The 15,797-nt window shown below is 64.0% G+C and carries 17 protein-coding genes and 1 tRNA gene; 9 read left to right on the top strand and 9 right to left on the bottom strand.

The features are described 5' to 3' along the window. Positions 1–29: 29 nt before the first annotated feature. Genes exbB through EOA36_RS09385 form a run of 3 tightly spaced genes read left to right on the top strand, consistent with a single transcriptional unit; the run spans position 30 to position 2,207 of the window. Positions 30–791 (top strand): tonB-system energizer ExbB, encoded by a 762-nt coding sequence (exbB, locus tag EOA36_RS09395; RefSeq protein WP_245464302.1) that lies wholly within the window; start codon positions 30–32, stop codon positions 789–791. A gap of 13 nt (positions 792–804) precedes the next feature. Beyond that, positions 805–1,272 (top strand): TonB system transport protein ExbD, encoded by a 468-nt coding sequence (gene exbD, locus EOA36_RS09390; RefSeq protein WP_127277092.1) that lies wholly within the window; start codon positions 805–807, stop codon positions 1,270–1,272. Next, complete coding sequence (locus EOA36_RS09385) at positions 1,269–2,207, top strand: energy transducer TonB (RefSeq protein WP_127277090.1); 939 nt, start codon at positions 1,269–1,271, stop codon at positions 2,205–2,207. The genes exbD and EOA36_RS09385 overlap by 4 nt, the downstream gene beginning before the upstream one ends. 15 nt (positions 2,208–2,222) lie before the next feature. Here the strand turns inward: EOA36_RS09385 and EOA36_RS09380 are convergent, their stop codons facing one another. From EOA36_RS09380 to EOA36_RS09370, 3 genes are all read right to left on the bottom strand, one after another. Further along, complete coding sequence (locus tag EOA36_RS09380; protein ID WP_127277088.1) at positions 2,223–2,474, bottom strand: hypothetical protein; 252 nt, start codon at positions 2,472–2,474, stop codon at positions 2,223–2,225. A gap of 299 nt (positions 2,475–2,773) precedes the next feature. Further along, positions 2,774–3,523, bottom strand: a complete 750-nt coding sequence (locus EOA36_RS09375) for a helix-turn-helix transcriptional regulator (RefSeq protein ID WP_127277086.1) — start codon at positions 3,521–3,523, stop codon at positions 2,774–2,776. A gap of 319 nt (positions 3,524–3,842) precedes the next feature. Next, positions 3,843–3,918 (bottom strand) — tRNA-Ala (locus EOA36_RS09370). Between the two features lie 148 nt (positions 3,919–4,066). On the opposite strand from EOA36_RS09370, the gene EOA36_RS09365 reads away from it, so the two are divergent. Continuing rightward, positions 4,067–4,360, top strand: a complete 294-nt coding sequence (locus EOA36_RS09365) for a YggT family protein (protein ID WP_015315112.1) — start codon at positions 4,067–4,069, stop codon at positions 4,358–4,360. Between the two features lie 7 nt (positions 4,361–4,367). Further along, complete coding sequence (locus EOA36_RS09360; RefSeq protein WP_127277084.1) at positions 4,368–4,691, top strand: DUF167 family protein; 324 nt, start codon at positions 4,368–4,370, stop codon at positions 4,689–4,691. Positions 4,692–4,694: 3 nt separating this feature from the next. Here EOA36_RS09360 and EOA36_RS09355 read toward each other — a convergent pair whose 3' ends face one another. The 3 genes from EOA36_RS09355 to EOA36_RS09345 are packed head-to-tail and all read right to left on the bottom strand — an operon-like array spanning position 4,695 to position 7,436. Further along, positions 4,695–5,576, bottom strand: coding sequence for a MurR/RpiR family transcriptional regulator (locus EOA36_RS09355; protein WP_127277082.1), 882 nt, complete (start codon positions 5,574–5,576; stop codon positions 4,695–4,697). Positions 5,577–5,592: 16 nt separating this feature from the next. Next, positions 5,593–6,663 carry an ABC transporter ATP-binding protein gene (locus EOA36_RS09350; RefSeq protein WP_127277080.1) on the bottom strand — a complete coding sequence of 357 codons (1,071 nt, stop codon included), beginning with the start codon at positions 6,661–6,663 and terminating at the stop codon, positions 5,593–5,595. Positions 6,664–6,665: 2 nt separating this feature from the next. Beyond that, positions 6,666–7,436 (bottom strand): SDR family oxidoreductase, encoded by a 771-nt coding sequence (locus EOA36_RS09345; RefSeq protein WP_127277078.1) that lies wholly within the window; start codon positions 7,434–7,436, stop codon positions 6,666–6,668. Positions 7,437–7,617: 181 nt separating this feature from the next. Here EOA36_RS09345 and EOA36_RS09340 point away from each other — a divergent pair, with 181 nt between their 5' ends. The 4 genes from EOA36_RS09340 (at position 7,618) to EOA36_RS09320 (ending at position 12,473) form a co-directional block, all read left to right on the top strand. After that, entirely contained in the window at positions 7,618–8,844 is a 1,227-nt protein-coding gene (locus EOA36_RS09340; protein WP_127277076.1) for a sugar ABC transporter substrate-binding protein, read from the top strand. Positions 8,845–9,228: 384 nt separating this feature from the next. Next, positions 9,229–10,098 (top strand): sugar ABC transporter permease, encoded by an 870-nt coding sequence (locus tag EOA36_RS09330; protein WP_127277074.1) that lies wholly within the window; start codon positions 9,229–9,231, stop codon positions 10,096–10,098. After that, a complete protein-coding gene (locus tag EOA36_RS09325; protein WP_127277072.1) occupies positions 10,095–10,919 on the top strand; it encodes a carbohydrate ABC transporter permease in 825 nt (274 codons plus the stop codon). The genes EOA36_RS09330 and EOA36_RS09325 overlap by 4 nt, the downstream gene beginning before the upstream one ends. A 78-nt stretch (positions 10,920–10,997) precedes the next feature. Beyond that, positions 10,998–12,473, top strand: coding sequence for a M81 family metallopeptidase (locus EOA36_RS09320; protein WP_127277070.1), 1,476 nt, complete (start codon positions 10,998–11,000; stop codon positions 12,471–12,473). A gap of 166 nt (positions 12,474–12,639) precedes the next feature. On the opposite strand, the gene EOA36_RS09315 is transcribed toward EOA36_RS09320, so the two are convergent. The 3 genes from EOA36_RS09315 to EOA36_RS09305 form a co-directional block, all read right to left on the bottom strand. Further along, the gene (locus tag EOA36_RS09315) at positions 12,640–14,694 is read right to left on the bottom strand and encodes a M3 family metallopeptidase (protein ID WP_127277068.1); all 2,055 of its coding nucleotides are present in this window, start codon (positions 14,692–14,694) and stop codon (positions 12,640–12,642) included. Positions 14,695–14,783: 89 nt separating this feature from the next. Further along, positions 14,784–15,218, bottom strand: a complete 435-nt coding sequence (locus tag EOA36_RS09310; RefSeq protein WP_127277066.1) for a nuclear transport factor 2 family protein — start codon at positions 15,216–15,218, stop codon at positions 14,784–14,786. Then, on the bottom strand, positions 15,215–15,797 hold a 583-nt coding region (locus EOA36_RS09305; protein ID WP_145969133.1), incomplete at its 5' end, for a carbonic anhydrase. The genes EOA36_RS09310 and EOA36_RS09305, both read right to left, overlap by 4 nt.

Genomic DNA, 15,797 nt, shown 5'->3' with positions numbered 1-15,797 from the left:
CCGCCCCACCGGCGGCTGAAGTACCAGCGATGCCTGCGCAGCCGCAGCCGGCGGGGACGGGCCTTGCGGGGACGATGGAGCTGAACCTGCCGCACGACCTGTCGCCATGGGGCATGTTCATGGCCGCCGACATCATCGTGAAGGCGGTGATGATCGGATTGGCGTTCGCGTCGCTCGTCACCTGGACGATATGGCTGGCCAAGTCGCTGGAAATTTTCGCCGGCAAGCTGCGTGTCCGCCATGCCGTCCGCGCGATCGGCGATGCCGCGACGTTGAAGCAGGCGAGCCGGGCGCTCGACCGCAGTGGCGGCCCCGGCGCGCTCCTGGTGCGGGCCGCCGAGGAAGAGACCGCGCTTTCGGCCGGCGCGCTCGACCATGTCGGCGGGGAGGGACTGAAGGAACGGGTCGCCTCGCGCCTGTCGCGCATCGAGGCGGCAGCGTCGCGGCGCATGTCGCGCGGCGCCGGCCTGCTGGCGACGATCGGGTCCACGGCGCCTTTCGTCGGCCTGTTCGGCACAGTCTGGGGCATCATGAACGCCTTCATCGGCATTTCGCAGGCGCAGACCACCAATCTCGCCGTGGTGGCGCCGGGCATCGCCGAGGCGTTGCTGGCCACCGCGATGGGGCTGGTCGCGGCAATTCCGGCGGTGGTGATTTACAACGTCTTTGCCCGCTCGATAGCCGGCTACCGGCAGACACTGGCCGATGCCTCGGCGGGCGTCGAACGGCTGGTCAGCCGCGACCTCGATTTCCGCGCGATAGCACCCGCGGCGGTGCTGGCGGCAGAGTAGAGGGGGCGGTGCCGTGGGAAGCAGGCTTCGACAGACCATGGACGACGATCTCGAGGAGAGCCACGAGATCAATGTCACGCCGTTCATCGATGTCATCCTGGTGCTGTTGATCATCTTCATGGTCGCAGCGCCGCTGGCGACGGTGGATGTCAATGTCGACCTGCCCGGCTCGACCGCGATGCCGGCGCCGCGGCCAGAAACGCCGATTTTCCTGACATTGAAGGATGATCTCACGCTCGCGATCGGCAACGACACCGTCCCGCGCCCGGCTTTTGCCGCCACGCTCGACAGCCGCACCAAGGGCGACAAGCAGACGCGGATCTTCCTGCGCGCCGACAAGGCGGTGGCCTATGGCGACCTGATGGAGACGATGAACCTGCTGCGTGCCGCCGGCTATCTGAAGGTCGCCCTGGTCGGCCTGGAGGCGGCGCCCGCCGGTGATGCCGCCGCACCGGTGCCAGGCGGAACGGCTTCCCCATGACACGATCGGCCGCCTCGCCCACGATGGGGCTGTCGCGCTTCGGCTGGCGCGACCTTGCCCTATGGGCATGTGCGGCCGTGCTGATGCTTGGGGCGCATGTCGCCGTCGCTTATGCCGTGCAGAATTTCAGTCCAGTCCAACCGTCGGATAGCGGGCCGCCGCCGGCGCCGGTGATCGAAATGGCGCCGATGATGATGACGCCGGCGGCACCCGAACAGGCGGCGATGCTCGATGCAGCGATTCCCGACCAGACCGAGCCGGTCGAGGAGACGGAGAAGACCGCCGAGCCCGACAAGGTAGTCGAGCAAGCCGAACCTGCTGCCGAGCTGGAGACGGTGCCGCCGGACGAACCCACGGAGATGACGGAGGTCGAACCGGTCGTCCAGCCGCCCTTGGAGGATGTCGTCCCCGATATTGTCGAGACTATCGCGCCGGAGGTCGTCGTTCCGCTGCCGCGGTCAAAGCCGGCCGAAAGACACAAGGACAAGAAACCTGCCGAAGCCAAGGTCAAAAAGCCTGCCGACAAGCCCAAGCCAAGGCCGAAGAAGGAAAAGGCCGAACCACCGAAGACGGCAAGTGCCGCGAGCGTCGAAGCCAGGCCCGCCGCCAAGGCAGCGGCGCCGAGTTCGGCGGCCGGGTTTTCGGGTGTCAGCCCGGCCAAATGGGAATCGCGGCTGACGGCGTGGATCAATCGCCACAAGCGCTACCCGAGCGCCGCGAAATCCCGGCGCGCACAGGGCAATGTGAACGTGACTTTCACCATGGACCCGTCCGGCCGGGTGCTGTCGGCGCGGGTCGTGCGTTCGTCCGGCGATGCCGAGCTCGACCGCGCCGCGCTCGCGGTGCTGCAGGGCGCCTCCGTGCCGCCGCCGCCACCGGAACTCGGCTCGCGCGTCAGCCGTACGGCGCCGTTCGTGTTCAGTCTACAGGACTAGCGCCGCCCCGTCGCGCTACGCTGTTCTTGGTTGAGCGTGGTTGTCTTTCGCGTGTGCCTTGGGATGCATCGGGTTGCCGCTGAGCTGCGCATGTCTGGCCGGGCGTGCGCCGCGCAAGACATCGAAGGCCTCGGCATAGGCCATGCCGAGCAGATAGGAGATCATGGGAAAACGGCTTGCTTCGGCCATCTGCACCAGTTCGTTGGTCATCGTCGCGATATATTGCAGACTATCGAGCTCTGACTGACGTAGTGACTGATTTGACACCTGCTGCTCCTGTCATCGGATGGAACTCTAGGAATGCGGTATGGGCTACACTGGACATGTCGAGTCGGCCAATTGATGGTCGAGCCCGCCGAATGCGGGCCAAGTTCGTACCCGCGAGTAGAAAGGTAAGGTCCGGAGAGTTAATGATTTGTTAAAATTGTAGTAAATCAAATATGATCTAAAATATCTTTCCTGGCTGTAAAGTCTAAAAAAATCGATTTTACTCAGATATGGAGTAGGCAATCGCTAGCATACGCTTTTTCGGGATATTCTTGTTCTTATTTAGCGTAAGCAAGTTGCTAATCCAGCCCGTCCCGGGCAAGGCTGACGACGAGCTGATCGACGCCGGGATCATCGAGCCTGACGACATGCGCCATGCGGATCGCATGCCTGGGCGGGATATTGGACATGTCCTGCCGCATGATGACCGACACGAATGCCGGCCCGGTTTCGGTCAGAAGCATGGCCTTGCCTCTCAGCACCGGTTCGGAGATAGGCGCCCATTGCACCGAGATCAGCGATGGCTCGCCTGTCTGGCGGCGGTTGACGCCGCTGAAATAGATCCAGTTGAGGCGCGAGATCGCCACGCCATAATGGTTGCCGCGCGCCCGCGCCCATGTCGAGCCGCGGCGCTCCGACCATCCGGTGACCCAGCGGAATGTGACCAGTTCAGCCTCGCGACGCACGAAGGTCACCGACCGCATCAGGAGGTCGGCGCGGGTCGGGATCGAAAAATAGGTGAAATAGGTGCCGCCCGCGATCGACGGGGCGGGCGGGCGGATCATCTGGGTGAACAGGCTTTCGGAGATCGGCGGCAGGCCGGGAGCCGTGGGCTCGGGGGTGCCGGGGTCCCGGTACAGTTCGGCCTCGTCGATTCGGAAGTAGTCGCAGATCAGCTTGGCGGTGGCCTTGTTGGGGACGGTCTGCCCCTGCAGGTAACGCTCGAACTGCGTGCGGTTGATGCCCAGTTCGCGGCACACCGCGCTGACGGAAGCATGGTCCTTGCAGAGCCGCCTGAGATTTGCAGCGAGATTGTCGCGAATGGACACTTTTTTGCTTCCGCGGGCGGCTTCTTCATTTCGACTCGGAATCCGTATAGCGCCTTCGGTCGCCCCGCCGAAACGCCTTGTCACAACACACAGAAAAACTGATTTGAGAACGCCAGTCTAATGGGGCGGCTTCCAAAAAAAATAGCGCCGATCGGAAACCGGCCATCGCCATAAGTCCAATTGACAACCATTTCGCCTTGGAAAGGCGAAGTCGCTTCTGGCCATTTTTGGGGGCATTGACGCCGGGTGATGCATCGCGATGTATAGGATGATGCTTGGGCGTTACCGCGCCGGAAAGGCGGACAATCGATTATTCCGCTGGTGGAGCTGAGGAGGATCGAACTCCTGACCTCGTCATTGCGAACGACGCGCTCTCCCAGCTGAGCTACAGCCCCGTCCAGCGGATGGCGCATTTATCGGGCGACGCGGTTTCCTGTCAAGGCGGCGCTTCACCAAAAACCCGCCCGCCGGCCGCGTGGCTGAACCCTGCCCTTGCCGGTTCGGCGCGTAGTGGCTACATGTCGGCAACAATTGGAGACCGGCATGCTCGCCCTCATTCAAACCATCGTCATGGCGCTCGACCTCTATTGGTGGGTCATCATCGCTTCGGCGATCTTTTCCTGGCTCTATGCCTTCAACGTCGTCAACTCGCGCAATCAGTTCGTCGGCAGCATCGGCAACATGCTCTACAGGTTGACCGAGCCGGCGCTGCGGCCGATCCGCCGCTTCATGCCCGACCTTGGCGGCATCGACATCTCGCCGATCATCCTGCTTTTGATCCTGTTCTTCCTCAGGCAGTTCATTCTCACCACGGTGGCGCCGCTGTTGCTGGCCTGACGATCGCATGAGCGCGCAGTACCGCATTCGCGAGAACGGCGTTGATCTGTTCGTCCGGCTGACGCCGAAGTCTTCCGTGGACCGGCTGGAAGGCGTCGAAACATCGGCGGACGGACGAAGCCACTTGAAGGCGCGGGTCCGCGCCGTGCCGGAAAATGGCGCCGCCAATCAAGCGCTGGAGAAGCTGGTCGCCAAGGCGCTGGGCGTGCCGGCATCTTCGGTTTCGGTCGTTGCCGGCGGCACGGCCCGTCTCAAGACGCTGCGCATTTCAGGCGAACCGGCGGCGCTGGCAAGAAGTGTCGATGCGCTCTGCCGTCTATCCTCTACCTGAAGTTCAATCCCCCAGCGGCAAACGCGGATCGTCGACCTTCAGCGTGTTCACGCTCTGCTTGATGCGGCGCAGGTTCTCCAGCACCTTCGGGCCGCGCGTCTCGGCGACCGATGTCACGATCATGTCGACGATCGCCAGCAGCGCGTAGCGCGACGATGTCGGCTTGTAGATGTTGCCGTCCTCGAGAGGCTGCAGGTGGATGACCGTGTCGGCGACCTTGGCCAGCGCGGAGTCGGGCGCGGTGACGGCCACCGTGGCGGCGCCATATTGCTGGGCGACCTGCACCGCCTCGATGACCGAGCGCGCATAGCCAGAGACCGAGAAGGCGACGACGGTGGTGTCCGGCGTGGCAACGGCGGCGTACATGCGCTGCAACTGGCCGTCGATCTGCGCCAGGACCGGCAGGCCCAGCCTGAACAGCCGGTTCTGCATCTCGGTCGCCATCATCGAGGAAATGCCACCCGAACCGATGCACAGAACATTGCCTGACGCCGCGAGGCGCGCGGCGACGTCGACCAGTGTCGTCATGTCGAGGTTTTCGCTGACGCGCTGGATGGAGGCGATCGCGGCTTCGGTGATGGCCGATGCGATGCGCTGTTCGCGGGCATCGCGGCTCAGCGGCTCCGGCGACAGATACTGGCCGCCGATGGCAATGGCCTGCGCCAGATAGAACTTGAAGTCGCGCAGGCCCTCGCAGCCGAGGTTGCGGCAGAAACGGGTGACTGTCGGCTCACTGACGCCGACGCGCGCGGCAATTTCCGAGATTGCTGCCTTGGAGGCGAAGTCAAGATCGGACAGAACGAGGCTTGCCAGCCGGCGATCCGACTTGGTGCCGTCCTGCGACATCAGTTGCAGCCGCGTGATGATGTCGGCCGGCGTCTTCATATTCGAGTTTCCGTCGTCATCTCAGCGGCAGGCCCGTCGCCGTGTCGAACAGATGGATGTTGCCGGGGGCGACCGAGACCGGCAGCAGGTCGCCAGGCCGGACCGGCACCCGGTCGCGGAACACGGCGCGCACAGTGTCGGCGCCAATGGTGCCGTAGACATGGGTTTCGGAACCGGTCGGCTCGACGACATCAACCTTGAGCGCCATGGCATCAGTGGCCTCGCCGACGATGAAATGTTCGGGCCGGATGCCGGCCTCCACGGCACTGCCTGCCGGCACCGGTTTGCCGGCGAGCGCAAGCCGTCCGCCGCCGGTCGACTCGAACCAGGTTCTCTCGGGCGTCGTCTTGAGCGCCCCGGAAACAAAGCTCATCGACGGCGAGCCGAGGAAGCCGGCGACGAACTTGTTGGCCGGCCTGTCATAGAGCTCCAGCGGCGCTCCGACCTGCTGGATCCTGCCGCGATCCATCACCACGATGCGGTCGGCCATGGTCATGGCCTCGATCTGGTCGTGGGTGACGTAGACGATGGTCGACTTCAGCCGCTGATGCAGCGCCTTGATCTCGGTGCGCATCTGCACGCGCAGCTGCGCGTCGAGATTGCTGAGCGGCTCATCGAACAGGAAGACGGAGGGTTCGCGCACGATGGCGCGGCCCATGGCGACGCGCTGGCGTTGGCCGCCGGAGAGCTGGCGGGGATAACGGTCGAGGTAGGAGAACAGGTTGAGGACGCCGGACGCCTTCTTGACCTTCTGGTCGATGGCGGTGCGGTCCTCGCCCCGGATCTTCGGACCGAAGCCGATATTGTCCGAGGCCTTGAGGTGAGGAAACAGCGCATAGGACTGGAACACCATGGCGATGTTGCGCTGCTGTGGCGGCAGGTCGTTGGCGCGTGTGCCGCCGATCAGGAGATCGCCGGAACTGATGGTCTCCAGGCCCGCCAGCATGCGCAGCAAGGTCGACTTGCCGCAGCCGGACGGGCCGACCAGCACCACGAACTCGCCGCTCTTGATGTCGAGGCTGATCTCCTCGAGGATTTTGTGCTGGCCGAAGGATTTCGACAGGTGGCGAAACTGGACGTCGGTCATGGTCACGCTCCCAATATGTCGTCGATGAACGGCAGGCAGCCGGCGGTCAGCCCCGCATCCACGGGCATCACCACGCCTGTTACGCCCGAGGCCCGGTCGGACGCAAGGAAGGCCACGGCTTCCGCCACTTCCGAGGCGTTGACGATGCGGCCGAGCGGATAGAGCCGCTGCAGCTTGCCTATTATGTCGGGGTTTTTGGCGAGGCGATGATCCCAGGCGGCGGTGCGGATCGATCCGGGGCAGACGACGTTGGCGCGCACCCCGCTGCGGCCGAGTTCCACGGCGATCGCCTTGGCGTAGGCGTTGATGCCGGCCTTGGCGGCGGCATAGGCGGGGTTGCCGAAATGCGCGATGGCGTTGACGGAAGAAATGAAGACGACGCTGCCCGAACCGCGCGCGGCCATCGCCTTGGCAATGGGATCGGCGAAGATCATCACACCGGTCAGGTTGAGGTCGAGCTCATGCTCGATCCTGTCCGCCGTCAGCGCATCGAGCGTCTCGGCGCGGGTCCAGCCGGCATTGTTGATCAGGATATCGGGAACGCCGTCCCTTTCGAGCACGGCCGTGATCGCGGCGTCGACCGAAGCCCGGTCGAGAAGGTCGAAGACATGGCGCGAGGCAAGGTGCGGGCTCGCCAGCGCCTCCTCGGACTGGTCGCAGCCGACCACCCGTGCGCCCCTGCCGGCCAGCAGTGCGGCGATCGCGGAGCCAAGGCCGCCACCGGCGCCGGTGATGACGACCGTCCTGCCTTCGAATTCGGCTCTCGAAACCACGGCGCTTGCTCCTCCGGCAGGTCAGGCAGATGCCGGCAGGCTAAGGAATGGAATGTAATTAAGCAACATCATAATCCGCTTGCATGCGGCAAATTCATCGATAATGTAGGAAAGTCACATAAATCTTGTGTCAGCACCGGCACAGGGAGCGCAAAAGCGTGGACCAAATGGGAGAGATCAGATGAACCTTGCGAAATGGACTGCCGGCCTGATGGCCGGAATGGGCATTCTGGCCTTCGCGGCGCAGGCAGAAGCTGGCGAAGTGCGGGTTACCGTCGCCGAATACAGCGCCAAGACCGGCCCCTACTTCGAAGAGGTCAAGAAAGAGTTCGAGGCGAAGAATCCCGGGATCACCGTCAAGTTCGAGGTGGTGCCGTGGGATGTGCTCCTGCAGAAGCTGACCACCGACATCACCGCCGGCACCAATGCTGATCTCTCCATCATCGGCACGCGCTGGCTGATCGACTTCGTCCAGCAGGATGTCGCCGAGCCGCTCGACAGCTATATCACGCCCGAATTCAAGGGCCGCTTCATCGACACCTTCCTGTCGCCCTCGATCATGGGCGGCAAGACCTATGGGTTGCCGATCGCCGCTTCGGCGCGCGCCATGTATTACAACAAGGAGCTGTTCGAGAAGGCCGGCATCGCCAAGCCGCCGGCAACCTGGACCGAACTGCAGGAGGATGCCCGCAAGATCAAGGCGCAGGGTGCCTTCGGTTTCGGCCTGCAGGGCAAGGAGATCGAGACCGACGTCTACTACTACTACGCCATGTGGTCGCAGGGCACCGAGATCCTCAACAAGGACGGCACGTCGGGCCTCGGCACGCCGGGCGCGCTCGAAGCCGCCAAGCTCTACAAGTCGATGATCGACGAGGGGCTGACGGAGCCCGGCGTCACCTCCAACAACCGTGAGGACGTGCAGAACCTGTTCAAGCAGGGCAAGGTCGGCATGATGATCACCGCGCCCTTCCTGTCCAACCAGATCAAGGATGAGGCGCCGAGCCTCAAATACGGCGTGGCCGCCATTCCGGCCGGGCCGACCGGCGCGCGCGGCACCTATGGCGTCACCGATTCCATGATCATGTTCAAGAACTCCAAGAACAAGGATGAGGCCTGGAAGCTGATGGACTTCCTGTTCACCACGGAGCAGCGCGCCAAGTTCACGCAAGGCGAAGGCTTCCTCCCGGTGAACAAGGAAGAGGCCAAGATGGACTATTACGTCAACAACGCCGATCTCGCCGCCTTTACCGCGCTGCTGCCGGATGCCCGTTTCGCGCCGATCATCCCGGGCTGGGAAGAAGTCGCCCAGATCACCTCGGACGCCATGCAGAAGATCTATCTCGGCGGCGACCCCGAGGCAGGCTTGAAGGAGGCGGCAGTCAAGGCCAATGCGGTGCTGAAGAAATAGGGCCGTGTTCAAGAAATAGGGCGTATCTCCCTGCGCCCGTGGCGCGCCCCCGACTCAGGCGGGGCGCGCCACACTTCTAGAAGTGTTCGGCTGCTCTCCAATGTCAGCGCCGCCCCTCATTGCCCTGCCGGGCATTTCTCCCCGTATAGTGACGGGGAGAAAGGGCTGGTCGCAATCTCGGCGCCCTTCTTGGACGCTGGTGACTGGCGAAAGCGGTGACGAAAGCACCCCCTCTCCCCGTCACTATACGGGGAGAGGATGCCGGCAGGCAGGTGAGGGGCGGCGCCGACGGCGGGAAAGAGTTCGAAACCGGGCGCCTGGGAAGAACAGGTCTGTTGGCCAACCAGCGCTACTGATGCCTCGCAAAGCGGTACAAACCAGCCGATGCAAAATCGCTTCCTGCCCTATCTCCTGACCCTGCCCAGCCTGTTCCTGGCTGCGGTGGTCATTTTCTGGCCGGTCTGGGACCTGATCCAGATCGCGACGCACGACGTCAATCGGTTTGGCCAGTTGCGGGAGTTCAGCGGCCTGACCAATTTCGCCGCGCTCACCGCCGATCCCGATTTCATCGCGGCCCTCTGGCGTACCGGGCTGTGGACGGTGCTGGTGGTCGGCGGCGCGCTGCTGGTCTCGATCCCGGTGGCGATGATCCTCAACACCGATTTCTATGGCCGTGGCCTTGCGCGCGTCATCATCATGCTGCCCTGGGCGGTGTCGTTGACCATGACGGCGGTGGTCTGGCGCTGGGCGCTGAGCGGCGAAAGCGGCATGCTGAATTCGGCGCTGATCGGGCTCGGCCTGATCGACCACAACATCCAATGGCTGGCACAGGCCGGCACGGCCTTTCCGATGCAGGTGCTGATCGGCATATTGGTGACGGTGCCGTTCACCACGACGATCTTCCTCGGCGGCCTGTCGTCGATCCCGGATGATCTCTACGAGGCGGCCGCCTTGGAGGGGGCAACGCCGCTGCAGCAGTTCCGCGAGATCACCTTTCCGCTGCTGAAACCGTTCATCAACATCGCCATCGTGCTCAACACGATCTACGTCTTCAATTCCTTCCCGATCATCTGGGTGATGACGCAGGGCGGGCCGGCCAATTCGACCGACATCCTGGTGACCCACCTCTACAAGCTCGCCTTCCGCATCGGCAAGCTGGGCGAGGCGTCGGCGGTGTCGCTGGTGATGTTCGCCATATTGCTGGTCTTCACCATGATCTATGTGCGCCTCGCCATGCGGGAGCAGCGCGCATGAGCAGCAAACTGAAGCGTACCGCCATCGCGTGGCTGCTGCTGGCGCCTTTGATCGTGGTGACGATCTTCCCCTTCGCGGTGATGTTCCTGACCGCGGTGAAGCCACGGACCGAAGTGCTGACACCCACCTGGTGGCCGAGCGAGTTCCGCTGGTCGAATTTTTCCGACATGTGGGTGGCGACCGGCTTCGGCCAGGCGCTGGCCAATTCGCTCTACGTCTCGGTGATCGCTACCGTCGGCGCCATCTTGATCTCGGTGCCCGCGGCTTACGCGATGTCGCGCTTCCGCTTCGCCGGCTACGGCGCCTTCCGCCAGTTCCTGCTGATCTCGCAGATGATCTCACCGATCGTGCTGGTGCTCGGCCTGTTCCGGCTGATGGCCGCCTGGGGGCTGGTCGAGAGCACCACGGCGCTCGGCTTCATCTACATGGCCTTCAACGTCGCCTTCACCGTGTGGATGCTGCAGAGCTATTTCGACACCATTCCGCGTGACCTCGAGGAGGCGGCCTGGATGGAAGGGGCCGGGCGCTGGCTGACCTTGCGAAAAGTGTTCCTGCCGCTTTGCCTGCCGGCGATCGCGGTGACGGCGATCTTCACCTTCATCAACGCCTGGAACGAGTTCGTCGTGGCGCTGACCATGCTGCGCAGCCAGGAGAGCTACACGCTGCCGATCCAGGTGTTCTCGCTGGTCGCTGGCCGCTACACGATCGAATGGCATCACGTCATGGCGGCGACGCTGTTGGCCACCTTGCCGGTGGCGATTCTGTTCATTTGGCTGCAGCGTTATCTCGTCCGGGGGCTGGCGCTCGGGGCGGTCAAATAGCATTCCAGCAATTCAGGAAAAGTTCCCAGCGGTTTTCCGCGCGGAATTGCGAAAAAACAAGAAGTCCACGGAGCTTTCATGCGTATCTTCACCGCCTCGCTGGCGACGGAAACCAACACCTTCTCGCCGGTGCCGACAGACCGGGCCTCGTTCGAGATGGCTTTCTATGCCGGTCCGGGCAAGCATCCGGAAACGCCGACGCTGTGCTCTTCGCCGATCGTGGCGCTGCGCCGCCGCGCGGCCGCGGAAGGTCTCACCGTGATCGAAGGCACCGCGACCTGGGCCGAGCCCGGCGGTCTCGTGCAGCGGCAGACCTATGAGGCGCTGCGCGACGAAATACTTGGCCAGCTCAAGGCCGCCTTGCCGGTCGATGCCGTCATGCTGGGCCTGCATGGCGCCATGGTGGCGCAAGGCTATGACGACTGCGAGGGCGATCTGCTGGAGCGCGTGCGCGGCATCGTCGGGCCTGGCGTGGTGATCGCCTGCGAGTTCGATCCGCACAGCCATCTGACGCCCAAGCGCGTGGCGGCGTCCGACATCATGGCCTATTTCCTCGAATTCCCGCACACCGATTTCTACGAGCGCGGCGAACACGTCGTCGAACTCGGGCTTGCCGCGGCGCGTGGCGAGATCAAGCCTGTCATCTCGACCTTCGACTGCCGCATGATCCAGGTGCTGCCGACCAGCCGCGAGCCGATGCGCTCCTTCGTCGACCGCATCAAGGCGCTGCACGGCAAGGACGGCGTTCTGTCGGTCTCCGTCATCCACGGCTTCATGGCCGCCGACGTGCCGGAAATGGGCACGCGCATCCTCGTCGTCACCGACAATGACAAGGCCAGGGGCGACGCGCTGGCGGAACAACTCGGACGCGAGCTCTATTCCATGCGCGAAAAGACAGCGATGACGATGTTTGATGCCGCCGACGGCATCGACCGGGCGCTGGCCGTACGTGCCGGGAATCCCGGCAAGCCCGTGGTCATCGCCGACGTCTGGGACAATCCCGGCGGCGGCGTTCCCGGCGACGGCACCTTCGTGCTGCGCCAGATGCTGGCGCGCGGCCTCGACAAGCTTGGCGTGGCGACGATCTGGGATCCGATAGCGGTGACCTTCTGCCTGGCAGCCGGCGAGGGCGCTGTCATAGACCTGCGTTTCGGCGGCAAGGCCGGGCCTCAAGCGGGTGAGCCGATCGACGCGCGCGTCAAGGTGCTGAAGGCTGTCAGCGAAAGCTGGCAGAGTTTCGGGCCGAGCCGCGTGACATTGGGACCGTCAGCGGTGGTGCGCATCGAAGGCACCGAGGTCGACGTGATCCTCAACACCAATCGCACGCAGACTTTCGAGCCGGACATTTTCTCCAACATCGGCGTCGATCCGCTGGCCAAGGACATGCTGCTGATCAAGTCGACCAACCACTTTTATGCCGGCTTCGAACCGATCGGCGCCGAGATCATCTATGTCTCGGCGCCGAGTTCCTATCCGAGCAATCCTGCGGTGACCGATTACAGGAAGCTGACACGGCCGGTGTGGCCGAGGGTGAAGGATCCGTGGAAGGTGTGACGCTGCCGATCTCCCCCCTTGAGGGGGAGATGTCGCCAAAGGCGACAGAGGGGGTCGCCTCACGTGAAGCGCCAACCTTCATCCGCAGGAGGCCGCGTCCGGTCGGACCGACCCCCTCTGGCCGCTTCGCGGCCATCTCCCCCTCAAGGGGGGAGATTAGCTGGCGCTACACCAGCCCCCGCTTGACCATCATCGCATCTGCCGTAGGCATCTTGCCGCGAAACGCCGTGTAGAGCTCTTCGGGATCCTTCGAGCCGCCGGCGGCGTAGATGTTCTTCCTCAGCCGCTCGGCAAGCGCCGGGTTGAAGGGGTCTCCGGTCTCCTCGAAGGCGGCGAAGGCATCGGCGTCGAGCACCTCCGACCACATGTAGGAATAATAGCCGGCCGAGTAACCGTCGCCCGAGAAGACGTGGCCGAAATGCGGGGTGCGATGGCGCATCGCGATCGTGTCGGGCATGTCGAGCTTTTCCAATGTTTCGCCCTCGAAACGAAGCGGCTGTTCCGGCGCGTCGGGCCGTGCATGGTAGGCCATGTCGATCAAGGCGGAGGCGGTGAACTCGACAGTGGCGAAGCCGGCGCCGAAAGTGCGCGCGGCCAGCATCTTGTCGAGCAGCGCCTTGGGCATCGGCTTGCCGGTCTTGACATGAAGCGCGTGCTTTTCCAGCACCGCCGGCACCGTCAACCAGTGCTCGTAGAGCTGCGAGGGAAGTTCGACGAAGTCGCGGCTGACCGAGGTTCCGGAAACCGATGGCCAGGTGACGTCGGTCAGCATGCCATGCAGCGCATGGCCGAATTCGTGGAACAAGGTCTTCGCCTCGTCGACCGACAGCAGGGCCGGCTCGCCCGCCGGCGGCTTGGCGAAGTTCATGACGTTGTAGATCACCGGCTTCGCGCCGTGGCCGAGCTTATACCCGGACTTCAGCGCGCTCATCCAGGCGCCGGAGCGTTTCGAGGGTCGGGCGAAATAGTCGGCCAGGAACAGGCCGCGCTCGCTGCCGTCGGCGTTTTTCACCACGAAGACACGCGCGTCCGGGTGCCAGGCGGCAATACCCTTCTTCTCCTCGAACGTGATGCCGAACAGCCGCGTCGCCACGTCGAAGCAGGCGTCGATGACGCGATCGAGCTGCAGATAGGGTTTCAGCTCCGCCTCATCGAAAGCGAACTTTTCCGCGCGCAGCTTCTCCTGATAGAAGCGCCAGTCCCAGGCGGCGAATTTCTCGTTGCTGCCGGCTTCGGCCGCCAGCCGCTCCAGTTCTTTCTGGTCGGCGGCGGCCCTTTCCACCGCCTTTTCCCAGACCGGGTCGAGCAGCGCATGCACCGCCTTCGGTGTCTTGGCCATGGTGTCGTCGAGCTTGAGCGCGGCGAAGGAGGCATAGCCGAGCAGCTTCGCCTTCTCGGCCCGCAGCTTCAGCATGTCGCGCACCACGGTCGTGTTGTCGGACGCACCGCCGTTCTGGCCGCGCATGGTGAAGGCGCGAAAGACGATCTCGCGCAGGTCGCGGCGCTCGGAGAAGGTGGTGAACGGCTCGTAGATCGAGCGCGACAGTGTGACGGCGTAGCGGCCCTTCTGACCACGTATCTCGGCGGCCTCGGCCATCGAGCTTTTTACGAAGTTCGGCAGGCCGGCAAGGTCGGCCTCGTCGAGGAACAGCGCCCAGTCGCGCTCGTCGGCAAGCACGTTCTGACCGAAAGTCGTGCCGAGCGACGACAGCTCCTCGCTGATTTTCGCCAACCGCTTCTTGCCGTCGGCATCGAGCTTGGCGCCGGAACGGACGAAGCCTTTCCAGGTCTTCTCCAGGACGCGCAGCGTCTCGGGATCGAGCTTCAGGCTCTCGCGGCGTTGGTAGAGGTCGTCGATGCGGGCAAACAATTTTTCGTTCATCGAGATCGCCGAGAAGTGCCTCGACATCTTCGGCGAAATGTCGCGCTCCAGCGCCTGGATCGTCTCGTTGGTGTAGGCGCCGGCACGGCACCAGAAGATCGACGAGACGTGATCGAGCGCCTCGCCGCCCAGTTCCAGCGCGGCAAGCGTGTTGTCGATGGTCGGCGCATCCTTGTTGGTGGCGATCGCGTCGATCTCGGCCTCATGCGCCTTCAGCGCGGCGTCGAAGACAGGGGAGAAATCACCGTCGCCAATATGGGCAAAATCGGGCAGGCCGAGCGGTCCTCGCCACGCGGTCAACGGATGGGCGGCGAGATCGACGGCTTTCGGAGAGGGCATGGAGGGTCTTTCGCTGGCATCAGAAGGAGGGTGTCACCGATGTAGGGCGTGGCCCGCGGGCCCGCAATATGCCAGTTGGCCGATCCGCCTCAGTAGCCCTCGCAGTTTTCGGCGATCGCGGCTTGCGAGCTGGCGGTGATGCGGTTGTTGTTCACCGCGAAGGTTTCCTGCATCAGCATGTCATTGTCGGGGAAATCGTAGCAGGCGATCACGGTGGTGACCCCGCCCTCGCTCTTCTCGATGCGGTGCCGGATAGCAGCACCGGCAACCGCGCCTTTCCATTCGTCGAGCGAAGCGATGAATTCCTGCTTGCTCTGGACGACGCCGAGGTCGTCGAGCTTGATGCGGACGTCGTCGGCGAGCAGGTCTGACAGATCGGTGCGATCGGCGACCAGCAGCGCCGAATACCAGCGGCTGATGATGGCGCGGTCATCGGCGCGAGCGGCAACGATCGCTATCAGCAGCGCGGCCGCCGCGAAAACGACCGGCCGGACGCTCATCGCCTGCCGCGCCGTACCGGTCATTCCAGCACCGGGCGCTCGAAATCGCCGGTTTCCTTGTTCATCACCCAGAGCTCGCCGGTCGAAATGTCGAACCAGGCTCCGTGCAGCGACAGCCGCCCCTTGCCCTCGAGGATCGAGACGCAGGGAAAGGTCCTGAGGTTGGCGAGGGAATAGCGAATCGAGATGCGCTCGAGTGCCGTCTGGCGCTCCGTCGCCGTCATGAAGGTGCTGGCCGACACCGTCTCGGCGGCGGGCGCGATCAGGCTCATCCACTTGCCGATGAAGTCGCCGGGAGACAGCGGCGCGGCGTTGCTGTCGAGCGCGGCGCGGATACCGCCGCAGCGGCCGTGGCCCATGACGACGATGTTCTTGACCTTGAGACTCTGCACCGCGAATTCGAGCGCCGCCGAAGTCGAATGGAACTCGCCGTCCGGCTCGTAAGGCGGCACCAGGTTGCCGACATTGCGCAGCACGAAGAGCTCGCCGGGGCCGGCGTCGAAGATCGCCTCGGGCGCGGATCGCGAGTCACAACAGGCGACGATCATGGTCTCGGGCGCCTGGCCTTCGCGGGCGAGCTCGCGATAGCGGCCGCTCTCGGTG

The organism is Mesorhizobium sp. M8A.F.Ca.ET.021.01.1.1, assembly GCF_003998025.1.
Lineage (GTDB): Bacteria > Pseudomonadota > Alphaproteobacteria > Rhizobiales > Rhizobiaceae > Mesorhizobium.
This window is presented reverse-complemented; position numbering and strand designations above follow the sequence as displayed.

Bases quoted from the DNA above. Each gene is read 5' to 3' on its own strand.
- exbB (WP_245464302.1), top strand. From the start codon at position 30: ATGCCTGCGCAGCCGCAGCCGGCGGGGACGGGCCTTGCGGGGACGATG.
- EOA36_RS09385 (WP_127277090.1), top strand. From the start codon at position 1,269: ATGACACGATCGGCCGCCTCGCCCACGATGGGGCTGTCGCGCTTCGGC.
- EOA36_RS09365 (WP_015315112.1), top strand. From the start codon at position 4,067: ATGCTCGCCCTCATTCAAACCATCGTCATGGCGCTCGACCTCTATTGG.
- EOA36_RS09360 (WP_127277084.1), top strand. From the start codon at position 4,368: ATGAGCGCGCAGTACCGCATTCGCGAGAACGGCGTTGATCTGTTCGTC.
- EOA36_RS09355 (WP_127277082.1), bottom strand. From the start codon at position 5,576: ATGAAGACGCCGGCCGACATCATCACGCGGCTGCAACTGATGTCGCAG.
- EOA36_RS09350 (WP_127277080.1), bottom strand. From the start codon at position 6,663: ATGACCGACGTCCAGTTTCGCCACCTGTCGAAATCCTTCGGCCAGCAC.
- EOA36_RS09340 (WP_127277076.1), top strand. From the start codon at position 7,618: ATGAACCTTGCGAAATGGACTGCCGGCCTGATGGCCGGAATGGGCATT.
- EOA36_RS09330 (WP_127277074.1), top strand. From the start codon at position 9,229: ATGCAAAATCGCTTCCTGCCCTATCTCCTGACCCTGCCCAGCCTGTTC.
- EOA36_RS09325 (WP_127277072.1), top strand. From the start codon at position 10,095: ATGAGCAGCAAACTGAAGCGTACCGCCATCGCGTGGCTGCTGCTGGCG.
- EOA36_RS09320 (WP_127277070.1), top strand. From the start codon at position 10,998: ATGCGTATCTTCACCGCCTCGCTGGCGACGGAAACCAACACCTTCTCG.
- EOA36_RS09315 (WP_127277068.1), bottom strand. From the start codon at position 14,694: ATGCCCTCTCCGAAAGCCGTCGATCTCGCCGCCCATCCGTTGACCGCG.
- EOA36_RS09310 (WP_127277066.1), bottom strand. From the start codon at position 15,218: ATGACCGGTACGGCGCGGCAGGCGATGAGCGTCCGGCCGGTCGTTTTC.